Raw genomic sequence first — 15,044 nt, forward strand, 5'->3', positions numbered from 1 at the left:
CGCCGCAAACTGGCCATTACAATGCGCCGATGAGCAAATCCAGACACGTGTCCGAAACGCCCGCGACCCAGCTGCTGCGCCGTCACGGCATCACGTTCGGCGAACATCCTTACGATTATGTCGAGCACGGCGGGACTGCGGAATCGTCGCGCCAGCTCGGAGTCGACGAGCATCAGGTCGTGAAGACGCTGGTGATGGAAGACGAACACGCGAAGCCGCTGATCGTGCTGATGCACGGCGATCGTACCGTCAGCACCAAGAATCTCGCGCGGCAGATCGGCGCGAAGCGCGTCGAGCCGTGCAAGCCCGAAGTCGCGAACCGGCATTCCGGTTATCTGATCGGCGGCACGTCGCCGTTCGGCACGCGCAAGCAGATGCCGGTGTACGTCGAGGCCAGCATCCTCGAGATGGACAAGGTCTGGCTGAACGGCGGCCGGCGCGGCTTTCTCGTCAGCATCGAGCCGCGGGTGTTGACCGAGCTGCTCGCCGCGAAGCCGGTGCAGTGCGCGAGTGTCGATTGACGCGCGGGCGCCTGTCGTTTGCCTGACGTTTGGTTGAATGTTTTTCGCGCACGCACGTTCGGTAGAATGTGCGCCGCCCCCGTTCCAGGCGGCTTGCCCCGATGCGGTTCGGGCGTCGAGTGTCATGCCGCGATACCTATAAGAGCTCTGAGATGCAAAACCTGATCGTCGCCGTCGTTGCCTATCTGATCGGATCGTTGTCGTTTGCCGTGATCGTGAGCGCCGCGATGGGGCTCGACGACCCGCGTTCGTACGGCTCGGGCAATCCGGGCGCGACCAATGTGCTGCGCAGCGGCAGCAAGAAAGCCGCAATCCTGACGCTGATCGGCGACGCGTTCAAAGGCTGGCTGCCGGTCTGGTTCGTCGTGCACTTCGGCGCGCGTTTCGGGCTCGACGAGCGCTCGATCGCGATCGCGTCGATCGCGGTGTTTCTCGGCCACCTGTATCCGGTGTTCTTCCGCTTCAAGGGCGGCAAGGGCGTCGCGACCGCGGCCGGCGTGCTGCTCGCGATCAATCCGACGCTCGGCGTCGCGACCTTGCTGACCTGGCTGATCGTCGCGTTCTTCACGCGCTATTCGTCGCTCGCCGCGCTGTGCGCCGCGTTGTTCGCGCCGCTCTTCTACGTGTTCCTGTTCGGGCCGCGCATCGTCGCGCTGTCGATTCTGGCGATGAGCGTGCTGCTGGTGTGGCGCCATCGCGGCAATATCGCGAAGCTGATGCGCGGGCAGGAGAGCCGGATTGGCGACAAGAAAAAGGCGGCGACGCCGGCGGCGGGGAACGATCTTTGAAGTAGGCGGTTGCCGGGGCACACGCGCGAGGCGAAAAAACCACCCCCGCGCGGCGCCTTGCTTAATCGCGGAAGTTGTTGAAGTCGAGCGGCGTGTCGGTCACGTCCTTGCGCAGCATCGCGATCACGCTTTGCAGGTCGTCGCGCTTCGCGCCGGTGATACGCACCGCATCGCCCTGGATGCTCGCCTGCACCTTGATCTTGCTGTCCTTCACGAGGCGCACGATCTTCTTCGACAGATCGCCGGACACGCCCTTCTTGATCTTGATCACCTGCTTGACCTTGTCGCCGCCGATCTTCTCGATCTTGCCGTAGTCGAGGAAGCGCACGTCGACGTTGCGCTTGGCCATCTTCGACAGCAGCACGTCCTTCACCTGGCCGAGCTTGAACTCGTCGTCGGCGTACGCGGTGATTTCGTTTTCCTTGTGCTCGACGCGCGCGTCGGAGCCCTTGAAGTCGAAGCGCGTCGAAATCTCCTTGTTGGATTGCTCGATGGCGTTCTTGACTTCGATCATGTTCGCTTCGCAGACGACGTCAAACGATGGCATTACTCTCTCCCAATAGTGCGGCGATGCGCGACGCGGCCGGTCGGCTGCGCGCGGGGCACTCGCTATAATCACGGACCGGACGTCATTTTACCGACGCCGCTCCCTTTTGCCCAAGGCCGCCGCGCAGTGCCGCGCGGGCGAGCGATCCGGCGCCGGGTGGCGCCGCGTTGGCGTGATTCGGCTGGATTCGCCGCCGTTCGCCGCCGGCTGTTGCCGCTCGCTGCCGTTCGCTGAGGCTTGTCGCGAGTTGTCGTTTCCCCTGTTGCCATTCCGATGTCCCAATCCGATTCCGCCGCTGGCCGTGCCGTCTCCGCTGCCTCTGCTGCATCCATTCCTGATGGCGCCTGCGCGTCTGCTCCCGCCGTTGCCTCGTTGATCGCCGGCTATCCGTTAAAAGCGCACAACACGTTCAGTTTCGACGTGCGCGCGCAGTTCGCGTGCCGGATCGAACGTGAGGAGCAATTGCTGGCCGCGGTGCGCGATCCGCGCGTGGCCGGCCTGCCTCGTCTGGTGCTCGGCGGCGGCAGCAACGTGGTGCTGACCGGCGACTTCGCCGGCCTCGTGCTGCTGGTTGCGCTGCGCGGGCGCCGCATCGTGCGCGAGGACGCCGACGCGTGGTATGTCGAGGCGGCCGGCGGCGAGCCGTGGCACGAGTTCGTCGCGTGGACGCTCGAGCAGGGCTTGCCCGGTCTGGAAAACCTCGCGCTGATTCCGGGCACGGTCGGCGCGGCGCCGATCCAGAACATCGGCGCGTACGGACTGGAGATGTGCGAGCGCTTCGCGTCGCTGCGGGCGATCGAGCTGGCCAGCGGCGAAGCGCTCGAACTCGACGCCGATGCGTGCCGCTTCGGCTACCGCGACAGCTTCTTCAAGCGGGAAGGGCGCGAGCGGTTCGTGATCACGTCAGTGACCTTCCGTCTGCCCAAAGCGTGGCAGCCCCGCGCCGGCTACGCGGATCTGGCCCGCGAACTGGCCGCGCGCGGTTGCGCAGCGAATGCGGGCCAGACGGATGACGCGACCGGGGCGGCCGCCCCAGCGGCGCCGACCGCGCAGGCGATCTTCGATGCGGTCGTCGCGGTGCGGCGCGCGAAGCTGCCCGACCCGCTGGAACTGGGCAACGCCGGCAGCTTTTTCAAGAACCCGGTGATCGACGCCGCGCAGTTCGACGCGCTGAAGCACCGCGAGCCGGAGCTCGTCTCCTATCCGCAAGCCGACGGCCGCGTGAAGCTGGCCGCAGGCTGGCTGATCGATCGATGCGGCTGGAAAGGCCGCGCGCTCGGCGCGGCGGCGGTGCATGACCGGCAGGCGCTGGTGCTGGTCAATCGCGGCGGCGCGAGCGGCGCGCAGGTGCTGGCTCTCGCGCGGGCGATCCAGCAAGACGTGCGAGAGAAATTCGGGGTGGAACTGGAGGCGGAGCCGGTTTGCCTGTAGGCGATCGGTGATTTGCCGTGCCGCGCCGCAAGCGCGGCGGCGAAAAGAAAAAGGCGCTGGGAAGCAATTCCCAGCGCCTTTTTCTTATTCCGGCTCCAGCAGTGGTGCCTCGTCTTCAAGGCCCGCCACGGATTCCGGCGTCAGTGATTCAGCTTGCCGAGCAGCAGGAACTCCATCAGTGCCTTCTGCACGTGCAGGCGGTTTTCCGCCTCATCCCACACGACGCTCTGCGGCCCGTCGATCACTTCCGCGCTGACTTCCTCGCCGCGGTGCGCGGGCAGGCAGTGCATGAACAGCGCATCCGGATTCGCGCGCGCCATCATGTCGGCGTCGACGCACCAGTCCGCAAAGGCTTTCTTGCGCGCTTCGTTTTCGGCCTCGAAGCCCATGCTGGTCCAGACGTCCGTGGTGACGAGGTCGGCGCCCGCGCAGGCTTCGTTCGGATCGTCGAATTCCTCGTAGAACGGCGCGCTTTCCGCCGCGACCAGCGCGCGATCGAGCTTGTAGCCGGGCGGGGTGGACAGGCGCAGCTTGAAGCCGAGAATCTGCGCGGCTTCGATCCACGTGTACAGCATGTTGTTGGCGTCGCCGACCCACGCGACCGTCTTGCCGCGGATCGGGCCGCGATGCTCGAAGTACGTGAAGATGTCCGCCAGCACCTGGCACGGATGGTATTCGTTGGTCAGTCCGTTGATCACCGGCACGCGCGAGTTTTCCGCGAAGCGCTGGATGATGTCCTGGCCGAACGTGCGGATCATGATGATGTCGACCATCCGCGAGATCACCTGCGCGGCGTCTTCGATCGGCTCGCCGCGGCCGAGCTGGGTGTCGCGGGTGCTCATGAATACCGCGTGGCCGCCGAGCTGGAAGATGCCGGCTTCGAACGACAGGCGCGTGCGGGTGGAATTCTTTTCGAAGATCATCGCCAGCGTGCGGTCGTGCAGCGGGTGATAAGTCTCGTAGTTCTTGAATTTGCGTTTCAGGATGCGCGCGCGTTCGAGCACGTACTCGTAGTCTTCCAGCGAGAAATCCTTGAACTGCAGGTAGTGGCGAATTTTCTTGGCAGTCATGAAACAAATACGGCGGTCTCACCCGGCAGGATTGCCGGACTGCGCCGCCGTCGTTTGGTGGTAACTCAATGCAGCATAAAGGATTTCGCCGAGTTTGACGAGTCGGCTGGCAGGCCGGGCAAGCTCGTTGAAAGCGTCGCGCGACCGTCTCCGGGCACTTGTGTGCGGTGCGGAAAAAGGTCCGCTGCGCTATAATCTCGGGGTTATCCCAAAGCCCAGCAGACCGCCGTTTAGTGTCAGGAAACGCGGCGCGCATGGCGCGGAAAAGCCTGTCACGGCGGCCTGTTACGGCGCGGCCGTGCGGCAGGCGCAGAGCGGTTCAGCCGGTCCTCCGCAGCGGTTCTCGTGGTGCGGTTCGTCATTGTTGCGTCAGCGCCAGGTCGTATGTAGCAGGCGGTTCGCCGCCTGCCGTGCATGCCGCTTGCGGCGAGTTCGAGCGCATGGCCGGCGTGGCGCCGGTTAGCCGTCATTCCGCCGGGCAGTCACACAGGTATTCCTACATGGCCGAAACAGCTCCAATCGAATATTTCATTCAGGGCATCACGTCGACCGGAAAGAGGTTTCGGCCGAGCGACTGGTCGGAGCGGCTCGCGGGTGTGATGTCGTCGTTCGGACCCGGTGTGAGGAAGGGGCCCAACGCCTATATGCAGTACTCGGCGTACGTGCGTCCCACCATGATCGGCGACCTCAAGTGCGTGATTCTCGATTCGCGGCTGCGCGATATCGAGCCGATGGCCTTCGATTTCGTGCTCAACTTTGCCAAAGACAACGATCTCGTCGTCACCGAGGCGTGCGAACTGGAACTCGAGCATGCGCCGCCGGTGCAGGCGAAGCGCCATGTGATCTAGCGCAGCCGGGCCGCAGCGCCGGCTCGCTACCGCTAAAAAACAGAAACCCGCAATTGCGGGTTTTTTTATGGCCGACGCAAAAGCTCGGCGCACATGGGGATTTGCTCCGCCGCGAATTGCTTGCCGCACGCGCAAGACACGTAAGCGCAGAGCGGGGAGCCCGAAACAACGCGGCACCAAACAAAAAAGCCCGCCAAAGCGGGCTTCTTGTGCAGCGGAAACAGGAGGTAGCCCACCGAAGCGGGCTGACCGGAATTACTGCGCTGCGGGCGCTTGCAGACCCTTAATGGCTGCAGCGAGGCGGCTCTTGTGGCGAGCTGCCTTGTTCTTGTGAATGATGTTCTTGTCGGCGATGATGTCGATGGTCTTCGACGATGCCTTGAAGATTTCAGCGGCCTTAGCCTGGTCGCCTGCATCGATTGCCTTGCGGACGGCCTTGATAGCCGTGCGGAACTTCGAGCGCAGTGCCGAGTTGTGCGAGTTTGCCTTCGCGGCCTGGCGGGCGCGCTTGCGTGCTTGTGCGGAGTTAGCCATGACGGTTCCTTATCCTGTTCCTGTTTCCAGTACCCGGCCTTCGAAGTAATTTGAAAGGCGAGGTGCTGCTTCTCGATCCGAACCCCTGGAAGCGATTGCCCAGGAGCGCAAAAGTGTCGAAAAAATCGATTGAACTACGCGAAGGCGGGCTCGTGTTCCTGGGTGTTCGGCATTGACGGGCGGCTTGGCGCCAATCTGACCAACTGGGTAATGCCGGCCGAAAACCGTTCGAAAACTGAGCGAGCTTCGAAAGCCGACGATTATAGCAACAAAAACAGGCAGGTGGCAACGAGAAAGCTTGGCCACTTGTTGGGAGCGCGACCGGTGTGCGGCCGGAACCGGCGCCGACACGGCTGCAACCAGGCGTTCATCATGTGTGTCGACCCGGCGGCAAGCCGCGGCCGGAAGCACAGAAAACGCGAAAATTCGGGTTTTACAGTGCGGCCCAGCGAACGTCCGCGTGTCAAATCGGTCCGAATCGCTCCCTAGGCTCGTCGCCCGCTTTGGCGGGACCCGTATAATAAGCGCCCCATGAATCTATTCCGAGCCCTGCTGACGGTCAGCGGCTTCACGCTGCTGTCGCGCGTGACCGGACTGGCCCGTGAAACGTTGATCGCCCGTGCGTTCGGCGCCAGTCAATACACCGACGCTTTTTACGTCGCCTTCCGTATCCCGAACCTGCTGCGCCGTATTTCCGCCGAAGGTGCGTTCTCGCAAGCCTTCGTGCCGATCCTCGCCGAGTTCAAGAACCAACAGGGGCACGACGCCACCAAGGCGCTCGTCGACGCGACCTCGACGGTGCTCGCGTGGGCGCTCGCGGTGCTGTCGCTGCTCGGCGTGCTCGGCGCGTCGGGCGTCGTGTTCGTGGTCGCGTCGGGTCTCGCGCACGAGGGCCACGCGTATCAGCTCGCGGTCACGATGACGCGCATCATGTTCCCGTACATCATCTTCATCTCGCTGACGTCGCTCGCGTCGGGCGTGCTGAACACGTACAAGAACTTCTCGCTGCCCGCGTTCGCGCCGGTGCTGCTGAACGTGTCGTTCATCGCGGCGGCCCTGTTCGTCGCGCCGTACCTGAAAACGCCGGTGTATGCGCTTGCGTGGGCGGTGATCGTCGGCGGCGTGCTGCAGTTCGTCGTGCAACTGCCGGGTCTGAAGAAAATCGACGTGGTGCCGCGCATCGGTCTGAATCCGTTGCGCGCGCTCGCGCATCGCGGCGTGAAGCGGGTGCTGTCGAAGATGGTGCCCGCGATGTTCGCGGTGTCAGTCGCGCAGATCAGCCTGATCATCAACACCAACATCGCGTCGCACATCGGCCCGGGCGCGGTGTCGTGGATCAACTACGCGGACCGGCTGATGGAGTTTCCGACCGCGCTGCTCGGCGTCGCACTCGGCACGATCCTGCTGCCGAGCCTGTCGAAGGCGCACGTGGACGCCGATGCGCACGAATATTCGTCGCTGCTCGACTGGGGACTGCGCGTCACGTTCCTGCTCGCGGCGCCGAGCGCGGTCGCGCTGTTTTTCTTCGCGCAGCCGCTGACCGCGGTGCTGTTCAACTACGGCAAGTTCGACGGCAACTCGGTCGTGATGGTGAGCCGCGCGCTCGCCGCCTACGGCGTCGGCCTGATCGGCCTGATCATGATCAAGATCCTCGCGCCCGGCTTCTACGCGAAGCAGGACATCAAGACGCCGGTGAAAATCGGCGTCGGCGTGCTGATCGTCACGCAGCTGAGCAACTACCTGTTCGTGCCGATGTTCGCGCATGCGGGCCTGACCTTGAGCGTCGGGCTCGGCGCCTGCGTGAATGCGTTGCTGCTGTTCGTCGGTTTGCGCAAGCGCGGCATTTATATGCCGTCTCGCGGCTGGCTCAAATTCTTCGTGCAGCTGCTCGGCGCGTGCCTCGTGCTGGCCGGCACGATGCGCTGGCTGTCGATCAGCTTCGACTGGATCGGCATGCATACCCAGCCGGTCAATCGGATAGTGCTGCTCGGCGCGTGTCTCGTGCTGTTCGCCGCGCTATATTTCGGTATGCTTTGGCTGATGGGCTTCAAATACGCGTATTTCAAAAGGCGAGTGAAGTGATCACGATGACGCGGGTTCTCGACTATTTCAGCACGCTCGTCGCCGAAGACGAGAGCCTGCCGTTGACCGAGGCGGCGCTCTCGCTCGCGCAGGACGCCTATCCGGACCTCGATCTGCAGGCGGCGCTCGCCGAGATCGACGAGCTGGTGCTGCGACTGCGCCGCCGCATCGCGGACGACGCCGACATCCGCCAGAAGGTCGGCGTGCTGAATCGCTTCTTCTTTCGCGAGCTCGGTTTCGCGAGCAATGTGAACGATTACTACGACCCGGACAACAGCCATCTGAACGTCGTGCTGAAGCGCCGTCGCGGAATTCCGATTTCGCTCGCGGTGCTGTATCTGGAAATGGCCGAGCAGATCGGCATTCCGGTGCGCGGCGTGTCGTTTCCCGGGCACTTCCTGTTGCGCGTGACGACCCCCGACGGCGACGTGATGCTCGACCCCACCAGCGGTCATTCGCTATCCGAAGCGCAGATGGTCGAGATGCTGGAGCCGTACGTCGCGTCGGCCGGCGACTCGGTCGGACGCGCGCTGCGCATGCTGCTGCAGCCGGCCACGCGGCGCGAGATCGTCGCGCGGATGCTGCGCAATCTGAAAGCGATCTATCTGCAGACCGAGCGCTGGCAGCGTCTGCTCGCAGTGCAGCAGCGGCTGGTCATTTTGCTGCCGGACAATATCGAGGAAGTGCGCGATCGCGGTTTCGCGTATGCGCGGCTCGATTATCTGCGGCCGGCGCTGGAGGATCTCGAAAGCTATCTGGGCGACCGCCCCGATGCCGAGGATGCAACGGTGGTCGAGTCGCAGCTTCATGAGTTGCGGCAGCGTACGCGGCACGACGGCAGCGTGTAGCGCGCAAGCTTTATTCAGCTCCGCACAAAAGACAACGCCTGCACAGGCTTCCCCTGTGCAGGCGTTTTTGTTGCCGACCGTTTCCGTCGCGCGTTGTGTGTTGCGCATTGCACGCCGCGTGAAGCGGCATGCGCGGCATGCGCTCGAACGCGCGTTACTTCGGCTGCATCCGGATCGCGCCGTCCAGCCGGATCACTTCGCCGTTGAGCATCGGATTATCGAAAATCTGCTTGGCCAGCATCGCATACTCGGCCGGCTTGCCCAGGCGCGGCGGGAACGGCACCATCGCGCCCAGCGCGTCCTGCACTTCCTGCGGCATGCCGAGCAGCATCGGCGTTTCGAAGATGCCGGGCGCGATCGTCATCACGCGGATCGCGTTGCGCGACAGGTCGCGTGCGATCGGCAGCGTCATGCCGACCACGCCGCCCTTCGATGCCGAGTAGGCCGCCTGGCCGATCTGACCGTCGTAAGCGGCGACCGATGCGGTGTTGATGATCACGCCGCGCTCGCCATTCGCGTTCGGCGGGTTCTTCGACATTTGCGCGGCGGCGAGCCGGATCATGTTGAACGTGCCGATCAGATTGATCGAGATCGTGCGCGTGAACAGATCGAGCGCATGCGGTCCGTCCTTGCCGACCGTCTTCGCAGCCGGCGCGACGCCCGCGCAATTGACGAGGCCGCGCAGCGTGCCGAGTTTCGTCGCGGTTTCGACGGCGTTCAGCCCGTCTTCCTCGCGGCTCACGTCGCATTTGACGAACACGCCGCCGAGTTCCTTCGCGAGCGCTTCGCCCGCGTCCAGATTCAGGTCGGCGAGCACGACCTTGCCGCCGTTCTCGACCAGCAGGCGCGCGGTTGCCGCACCCAGACCCGATGCACCGCCGGTGATCAGGAACACGTTGTCACGAATCTCCATGTCTTCTCCTTTGCTACGGTTGTTCAGTGCTGTGTCGATCGATGCCGTGTCGACTGCTCGATCGATTGTAGCGGCTATGCTGCACCGCGGAAAGCGAAGCGGGCAGGGCGGTGGCGCATAGCCGCGCTGCCCGGAGCGCCTGTTCGAAGCGCTACGGAAAACTAACTATTGCGCTGATGAAATGGCTTCGCACCGCATCGCGTGTTGCACGTGGCCTTCCGAGACCCGCGTCGCCGCGGCGCCAATAAAAAACCCGCCAACGGGGGCGGGTTTTTTATCGAATGCAAACAGCGGCTGACGCTTACTTCAGTGCGTCGAACACGCGGGCACGGATCTCGTCGACACTGCCGAGGCCCGAAATGCGGCGGTATTGCGGCGCCTTCAGCGACGTCGATGCATCGCCGTTCTTCGCCCAGCCGTTGTAGTACTCGATCAGCGGCTTGGTCTGCGATTCGTACACTTCGAGGCGCTTCTTGACCGTCTCTTCCTTGTCGTCGTCGCGCTGGATCAGCGGCTCGCCGGTCACGTCGTCGACACCGGCGACCTTCGGCGGATTGAACGTCACGTGATAGGTGCGGCCCGAAGCGGGGTGCGAGCGGCGGCCGCTCATGCGCGCGATGATCTCGTCGAACGGCACGTCGATTTCGAGCACGTAGTCGATCGCGACGCCGGCCTGCTTCATCGCTTCCGCTTGCGGAATGGTGCGCGGGAAGCCGTCGAACAGATAGCCGTTCGCGCAGTCCGGCTGCTGCAGGCGTTCCTTGACGAGATTGATGATCAGTTCGTCGGTGACGAGCTCGCCCGCGTCCATGAAGCGCTTCGCTTCGAGGCCGAGCGGCGTGCCTGCCTTGACGGCCGCGCGCAGCATGTCGCCAGTCGAAATCTGCGGAATACCGAATTTTTCCTTGATGAAGTTTGCCTGAGTGCCCTTGCCCGCGCCCGGTGCACCCAACAGGATCAAACGCATGTGATATCTCCAGATCTATGTGAATTCTTTGTTGGCGCGGCGTGCTCCCGGCGACGCTCACAGGGCCCGCATCGATCGTCATTGCCTGTCTCGCGCTGCACGTCCAGCTGGACGGCGCTGCAAGATCGCAATGGCGCGACCGGGATAAACCTGGATGTCACCCAAAAGCTGGGAGGCGCGCACAACCGTCCGATTATGCCATGCCTTCCGGCGCTCAAGACCCGAATAAAGCCCGGACGCGCGCGAGATCGGCGGGGGTATCGACGCCGGGCAGCGGCACGTCCTGTGTGACGAGTACCGCGATGCGTTCGCCGTGCCACATCGCGCGCAACTGCTCGAGCGCTTCGACCTGCTCGATCGGCGAGATCGCGAGGCTCGGGTAGCCGCGCAGGAATTTCGCGCGATACGCATACAGGCCGATATGCCGGTACACGACGGCGGGCGCCGGCGGGGTCGGCAGCGCCGCGACGTTGGGCCAGTGCGGCTGATACGCGTCGCGTGCCCACGGGATCGGCGCGCGCGAAAAATACAGCGCGACGCCGCGTGCATCGGGCACGACCTTGACGACGTTCGGATTGAAAATTTCGGCGGGGTCGTTGATCGGATGCGCGGCGGTTGCGATCGCGCAGCCGCTCGCGGCCGCGAGATGCGCGGCGACTCCGCGCACCAGCGCCGGATCGATCAGCGGCTCGTCGCCTTGCACGTTGACGACGATCGTGTCGTCGCTCCAGCCGAAGCGCGTCGCGACTTCCGCGAGGCGGTCGGTGCCCGACGGATGATCGGCGCGCGTGAGCACCGCGTCGAAGCCGTGGTCGTGCGCGGCGTCGAGCACTTCCTGTGAATCGGAGGCGACCAGCACCTGCTGCGCGCCCGATTCGCGCGCACGCTCGGCGACGCGCACGACCATCGGCTTGCCGCCGATGTCCGCGAGCGGCTTGTTGGGCAGACGCGTCGACGCGAGGCGGGCCGGTACGACAGCGATAAACGGAGGCGTGGCGGAGTGGGTCATCAGAGCAGGGGCGGCGGCGATAAGGGCGAGGCAGGAAGCGGTCGCGCGGGCGGCGCTTACGCGAATTCAGATTAATACCGGCAACGCTAACGAGCGGGAGGAAGGGGGATCGGCGCGGCGGGCAGTGGCATTTGCTGCGGCTTTGAATTCAGCCTCAGCCTGAGCTTCAGCGCGACGCCGCGTGCCGCAACGTGCGCGGCACGCGCCGCGCGTCAGGCGACCGAGCCCGGATTCAGATCGACCGGCGTGCCTTCGACCGTTTGGCGTGCTTCGTCGACCAGCATCACCGGGATGCCGTCGCGAATCGGATAAGCGAGTTTGTCCGCGTTGCAGATCAGTTCCTGCGCGGCGCGGTCGTAGCTGAGCGGGCCCTTGCAGATCGGGCAGACGAGAATTTCAAGCAGGCGAGCGTCCACGGACTTTCTCCACAACTAATGCAGTGAGGCGATGATCGAGCGCGGCTTCGACCGGGACAACCCAGATGCGCGCATCGTGCCAGGACCCCAATTTTACCGCATCCTTTTCGGTTATCAGGATCGCGTCGGCGTCGATTCCAGTGAACGGATTGCGCTCGAACGCGTAGTGATCGGGCAGCGCGCGAGTCTCGGGCGCGAGGCCGGCCGCGCGCAGTGTCGCGAAAAAACGCTCCGGCGCGCCGATGCCGGCCGCGGCCAGCACCCGCTGGCCGGCGAACTGCGCGAGCGGGCGACGCAGCGCCGGATTGTCGAGATGCCACGCGTCGCCGGGCGCGAGTTGCAGCGCGAAGGTGTTCGGCCACGCGGGCAGCGTGCGCGCGTACGGATCGTTGATCAGCGTCGCGTCGCGGCGGCGCGACAGCGGCTCGCGCAGCGGTCCGGCCGGCAGCAGGAAGCCGTTGCCGCCGAGCCGGTGATCGAATACGACCAGCTCGACGTCGCGCGCGAGACGGTAGTGTTGCAGGCCGTCGTCGCTGACGATCACGTCGATGTCGCGATGCGCGGCGCACAGCGCCAGCGCGGCGGCGACGCGGTCCGGGCAGACCCACACCGGCGCACCGGTGCGGCGCGCGATCAGCAACGGCTCATCGCCGCCGACGCTAGCCGACGAGCCCGGCGTCACCACGGTCGGCGTGCTGACCCGCGCGCCATAGCCGCGCGACACGACGCCGGGTGTGAAGCCGGCTGCGCGCAACGCTTCGACGAGCGCGATCACGGTCGGCGTCTTGCCGGTGCCGCCGACGGTCACGTTGCCGACCACCACGACCGGCACGCCGATGCGGACCGACTTCAGCCAGCCAAACGAAAAGGCGGCGCGGCGCGCGGCCGCGACTGCGCCGAACACGCAGGCGAGCGGGGTCAGCGCCCACGCGAGCGGGCCGCGCTGTTGCCATTCGCGCGCGAGGCGCGCTTCGAGACGGTGCTTGAGTTCGCTCATGGGCGGGCCGCGGTGGCAGCCTGCGCGCGGTTCGCCGGATGCGGGCGAAGCGGTGGCGTGAAGGCATCGTGTGCGATACGCGGGATCTGCATCAACACGGTTCTCCGGACATTCGAAAGTTGCGGCGGCTCGACGCGAAACGGGCGCGGCTCGCGCCCGTCGGCCGGTTGCTTCAGCGCGCGTCTGGCCGGTTCGGTGACAGGCGGGCGCCGGGCCATGGGTTGCTTTACATGCCGGCGCAGCCATCCGACACACGCTGGCGGGCGCGCTTGCCCATGCCGTCGAACCCGCCACTCTAGCGCGGCGGTGGGCCGCCCGGCAAGCCGCTCGCGGTATGCCGCACGCCTGCCGACGCTATGTGCGCTTGCCCACAGTCTGTGGATAACTTTGTGGAGAACCGGCCTTCCGATCGCCGGGAAGCGCCGCCACGCCGCATCCGAATCGGCGGCGCGCCGTCCTGGGCAGTTATAAACGCCATATAAATCAAAGGCATGCCCTAAATTCTCGCGCGGCGATTCAGGCTCTGGCGTAATTCGTCAGGCGGTTCCCGCCATGTGGACACTTTTAACAGTTCTGCGATCACGCTGGACGTCGCTGGCCGGTCGGTCTATCGTCTGTCCGGCCAGTTCAATTTATTCCTCGCATGAATCCCGAAAGCCCCTTTGCTTCGCCGGCGACGCCCGGCGGTGAGGTCGTCGTTCCCGTTTCCGCGCTCAATCGCGCGATCGGCTCGATGCTCGAACGCTCGTTTCCGCTCGTCTGGGTGGCCGGTGAAGTTTCCAACTTCACGCGCGCCGCGAGCGGCCACTGGTATTTCTCGATCAAGGACGCGCAGGCGCAGATGCGCTGCGTGATGTTTCGCGGCCGCGCGCAATACGCGGAATTCACGCCGCGCGAAGGCGACCGCATCGAAGTGCGCGCGCTCGTCACCATGTACGAACCGCGCGGTGAGCTGCAACTGAACGTGGAAGCGGTGCGCCGCACCGGCCAGGGCCGTCTGTACGAAGCGTTTCTGCGGCTCAAGGCGCAGCTCGAGGCCGAGGGGCTGTTCGCGGCCGAGCGCAAGCGCGCGCTGCCCACCCATCCGCGCGCGATCGGCATCGTCACGTCGTTGCAGGCGGCCGCGTTGCGCGACGTGCTGACCACGCTGTCGCGGCGTGCGCCGCATATTCCGGTGATCGTTTATCCGGCGCCGGTGCAGGGCGCGGGCGTGAGCGCGAAGCTCGCGGCAATGGTCGAGGCGGCCGGCGCGCGGCGCGAAGTCGACGTGCTGATCGTGTGCCGCGGCGGCGGCTCGATCGAAGACCTGTGGGCGTTCAACGAAGAGGTGCTCGCACGCGCGATCGCGCAGAGCGTGATCCCGGTGGTCAGCGGCGTCGGTCACGAAACCGATTTCACGATCGCCGACTTTGCTGCCGACGTGCGCGCGCCGACCCCGACCGGCGCCGCCGAACTCGTCAGTCCGCAGCGCGTGATGCTGCTGCGCGAGCTGGATCACCGGCACGCGACGCTCGCTCGCGCGTTCGGCCGCATGATGGAGCGGCGCGCGCAGCAACTCGACTGGCTCGCGCGCCGGTTGGTGTCGCCGGCCGAACGGCTCGCGCGGCAACGCACGCATCTGCAACAGCTGCGGGTACGGCTCGCATCGGCGGGCGCGCGGCCGGTCCGCGATGCGCGGGCCCGCTTCGCACTGCTGCAGATGCGCTGGCAGCGCTGGCGTCCGGATCTCGCGGCCGAACAGGCGCGCGTGAATAATCTCGCGCAGCGTTTGAATGCGGCGTTGTTGCGCCAGCACGAACGTCAGCACGCGCGAATCGATACGCTGGCCGCGCGGCTCGAAGTGCTCAGTCCACAGCGCACGCTCGAACGCGGCTATGCGGCGGTACTCGACGCCCAAAGCGGTCGCGCGATTCGCGCGCCGTCGTCGCTGAAACCCGGCCGACGTCTCACGGTGCATCTCGCCGACGGCTCGGCCGATGTCGCGCTCGCCGATGTGCAAGCGCGCCTGACCGACGCTTTCTGACGTTTCATCGCTGATTCGCCGCCGCCTCGGCGGGGCGTCGTGATGCTCTT

15 protein-coding genes are annotated in these 15,044 nt (G+C 65.3%); 7 read left to right on the forward strand and 8 right to left on the reverse strand.

From position 1 onward, the window contains the following. The first annotated feature begins 29 nt into the window (after positions 1-29). Positions 30-521, forward strand: coding sequence for a Cys-tRNA(Pro) deacylase (ybaK, locus tag LJ656_RS16225; RefSeq protein ID WP_230510423.1), 492 nt, complete (start codon positions 30-32; stop codon positions 519-521). Between the two features lie 152 nt (positions 522-673). Further along, positions 674-1,309 (forward strand): glycerol-3-phosphate 1-O-acyltransferase PlsY, encoded by a 636-nt coding sequence (gene plsY / locus LJ656_RS16230; protein WP_230510424.1) that lies wholly within the window; start codon positions 674-676, stop codon positions 1,307-1,309. 61 nt (positions 1,310-1,370) lie between these two features. Here plsY and LJ656_RS16235 read toward each other — a convergent pair whose 3' ends face one another. Then, positions 1,371-1,856 (reverse strand): YajQ family cyclic di-GMP-binding protein, encoded by a 486-nt coding sequence (locus tag LJ656_RS16235; RefSeq protein WP_075302531.1) that lies wholly within the window; start codon positions 1,854-1,856, stop codon positions 1,371-1,373. 273 nt (positions 1,857-2,129) lie between these two features. Between LJ656_RS16235 and murB the strand changes: the two genes are divergently transcribed. Next, the gene (gene murB / locus LJ656_RS16240) at positions 2,130-3,287 is read left to right on the forward strand and encodes a UDP-N-acetylmuramate dehydrogenase (protein ID WP_268998646.1); all 1,158 of its coding nucleotides are present in this window, start codon (positions 2,130-2,132) and stop codon (positions 3,285-3,287) included. A gap of 140 nt (positions 3,288-3,427) precedes the next feature. Here the strand turns inward: murB and argF are convergent, their stop codons facing one another. Then, a complete protein-coding gene (gene argF, locus LJ656_RS16245) occupies positions 3,428-4,357 on the reverse strand; it encodes an ornithine carbamoyltransferase (protein WP_075302529.1) in 930 nt (309 codons plus the stop codon). Between the two features lie 500 nt (positions 4,358-4,857). On the opposite strand from argF, the gene LJ656_RS16250 reads away from it, so the two are divergent. Then, a complete protein-coding gene (locus tag LJ656_RS16250; protein ID WP_230510425.1) occupies positions 4,858-5,205 on the forward strand; it encodes a DUF3579 domain-containing protein in 348 nt (115 codons plus the stop codon). 255 nt (positions 5,206-5,460) lie between these two features. On the opposite strand, the gene rpsT is transcribed toward LJ656_RS16250, so the two are convergent. After that, entirely contained in the window at positions 5,461-5,739 is a 279-nt protein-coding gene (gene rpsT / locus LJ656_RS16255; RefSeq protein ID WP_013090353.1) for a 30S ribosomal protein S20, read from the reverse strand. 531 nt (positions 5,740-6,270) lie between these two features. On the opposite strand from rpsT, the gene murJ reads away from it, so the two are divergent. Both murJ and LJ656_RS16265 read left to right on the forward strand, forming a co-directional pair. Next, on the forward strand, positions 6,271-7,821 hold the full coding sequence (murJ, locus tag LJ656_RS16260; protein WP_230510426.1) for a murein biosynthesis integral membrane protein MurJ: 1,551 nt from the start codon (positions 6,271-6,273) through the stop codon (positions 7,819-7,821). 5 nt (positions 7,822-7,826) lie between these two features. Beyond that, the gene (locus LJ656_RS16265) at positions 7,827-8,669 is read left to right on the forward strand and encodes a SirB1 family protein (protein WP_230510520.1); all 843 of its coding nucleotides are present in this window, start codon (positions 7,827-7,829) and stop codon (positions 8,667-8,669) included. A gap of 154 nt (positions 8,670-8,823) precedes the next feature. On the opposite strand, the gene LJ656_RS16270 is transcribed toward LJ656_RS16265, so the two are convergent. From LJ656_RS16270 to lpxK, 5 genes are all read right to left on the reverse strand, one after another. Then, positions 8,824-9,582, reverse strand: a complete 759-nt coding sequence (locus tag LJ656_RS16270) for a 3-hydroxyacyl-CoA dehydrogenase (protein ID WP_230510427.1) — start codon at positions 9,580-9,582, stop codon at positions 8,824-8,826. A 301-nt stretch (positions 9,583-9,883) separates the two neighbouring features. Then, positions 9,884-10,549, reverse strand: a complete 666-nt coding sequence (gene adk, locus LJ656_RS16275) for an adenylate kinase (protein ID WP_230510428.1) — start codon at positions 10,547-10,549, stop codon at positions 9,884-9,886. Positions 10,550-10,763: 214 nt separating this feature from the next. After that, the gene (gene kdsB / locus LJ656_RS16280; protein WP_230510429.1) at positions 10,764-11,558 is read right to left on the reverse strand and encodes a 3-deoxy-manno-octulosonate cytidylyltransferase; all 795 of its coding nucleotides are present in this window, start codon (positions 11,556-11,558) and stop codon (positions 10,764-10,766) included. 212 nt (positions 11,559-11,770) lie between these two features. Continuing rightward, a complete protein-coding gene (locus LJ656_RS16285; protein WP_007180583.1) occupies positions 11,771-11,974 on the reverse strand; it encodes a Trm112 family protein in 204 nt (67 codons plus the stop codon). Beyond that, the gene (gene lpxK, locus LJ656_RS16290; RefSeq protein WP_230510430.1) at positions 11,955-12,971 is read right to left on the reverse strand and encodes a tetraacyldisaccharide 4'-kinase; all 1,017 of its coding nucleotides are present in this window, start codon (positions 12,969-12,971) and stop codon (positions 11,955-11,957) included. Before lpxK ends, LJ656_RS16285 begins: the two co-directional genes overlap by 20 nt. 643 nt (positions 12,972-13,614) lie before the next feature. Here lpxK and xseA point away from each other — a divergent pair. Next, on the forward strand, positions 13,615-14,994 hold the full coding sequence (gene xseA / locus LJ656_RS16295; RefSeq protein ID WP_230510431.1) for an exodeoxyribonuclease VII large subunit: 1,380 nt from the start codon (positions 13,615-13,617) through the stop codon (positions 14,992-14,994). The last annotated feature ends 50 nt before the right edge of the window (positions 14,995-15,044 follow it).

The sequence above is a fragment of the Paraburkholderia sejongensis genome, assembly GCF_020880815.1.
GTDB classification, from domain to species: Bacteria; Pseudomonadota; Gammaproteobacteria; order Burkholderiales; family Burkholderiaceae; genus Paraburkholderia; species Paraburkholderia sejongensis.

Bases quoted from the DNA above. Each gene is read 5' to 3' on its own strand.
- ybaK (WP_230510423.1), top strand. From the start codon at position 30: ATGAGCAAATCCAGACACGTGTCCGAAACGCCCGCGACCCAGCTGCTG.
- plsY (WP_230510424.1), top strand. From the start codon at position 674: ATGCAAAACCTGATCGTCGCCGTCGTTGCCTATCTGATCGGATCGTTG.
- LJ656_RS16235 (WP_075302531.1), bottom strand. From the start codon at position 1,856: ATGCCATCGTTTGACGTCGTCTGCGAAGCGAACATGATCGAAGTCAAG.
- murB (WP_268998646.1), top strand. From the start codon at position 2,130: ATGTCCCAATCCGATTCCGCCGCTGGCCGTGCCGTCTCCGCTGCCTCT.
- argF (WP_075302529.1), bottom strand. From the start codon at position 4,357: ATGACTGCCAAGAAAATTCGCCACTACCTGCAGTTCAAGGATTTCTCG.
- LJ656_RS16250 (WP_230510425.1), top strand. From the start codon at position 4,858: ATGGCCGAAACAGCTCCAATCGAATATTTCATTCAGGGCATCACGTCG.
- rpsT (WP_013090353.1), bottom strand. From the start codon at position 5,739: ATGGCTAACTCCGCACAAGCACGCAAGCGCGCCCGCCAGGCCGCGAAG.
- murJ (WP_230510426.1), top strand. From the start codon at position 6,271: ATGAATCTATTCCGAGCCCTGCTGACGGTCAGCGGCTTCACGCTGCTG.
- LJ656_RS16265 (WP_230510520.1), top strand. From the start codon at position 7,827: ATGACGCGGGTTCTCGACTATTTCAGCACGCTCGTCGCCGAAGACGAG.
- LJ656_RS16270 (WP_230510427.1), bottom strand. From the start codon at position 9,582: ATGGAGATTCGTGACAACGTGTTCCTGATCACCGGCGGTGCATCGGGT.
- adk (WP_230510428.1), bottom strand. From the start codon at position 10,549: ATGCGTTTGATCCTGTTGGGTGCACCGGGCGCGGGCAAGGGCACTCAG.
- kdsB (WP_230510429.1), bottom strand. From the start codon at position 11,558: ATGACCCACTCCGCCACGCCTCCGTTTATCGCTGTCGTACCGGCCCGC.
- lpxK (WP_230510430.1), bottom strand. From the start codon at position 12,971: ATGAGCGAACTCAAGCACCGTCTCGAAGCGCGCCTCGCGCGCGAATGG.
- xseA (WP_230510431.1), top strand. From the start codon at position 13,615: ATGAATCCCGAAAGCCCCTTTGCTTCGCCGGCGACGCCCGGCGGTGAG.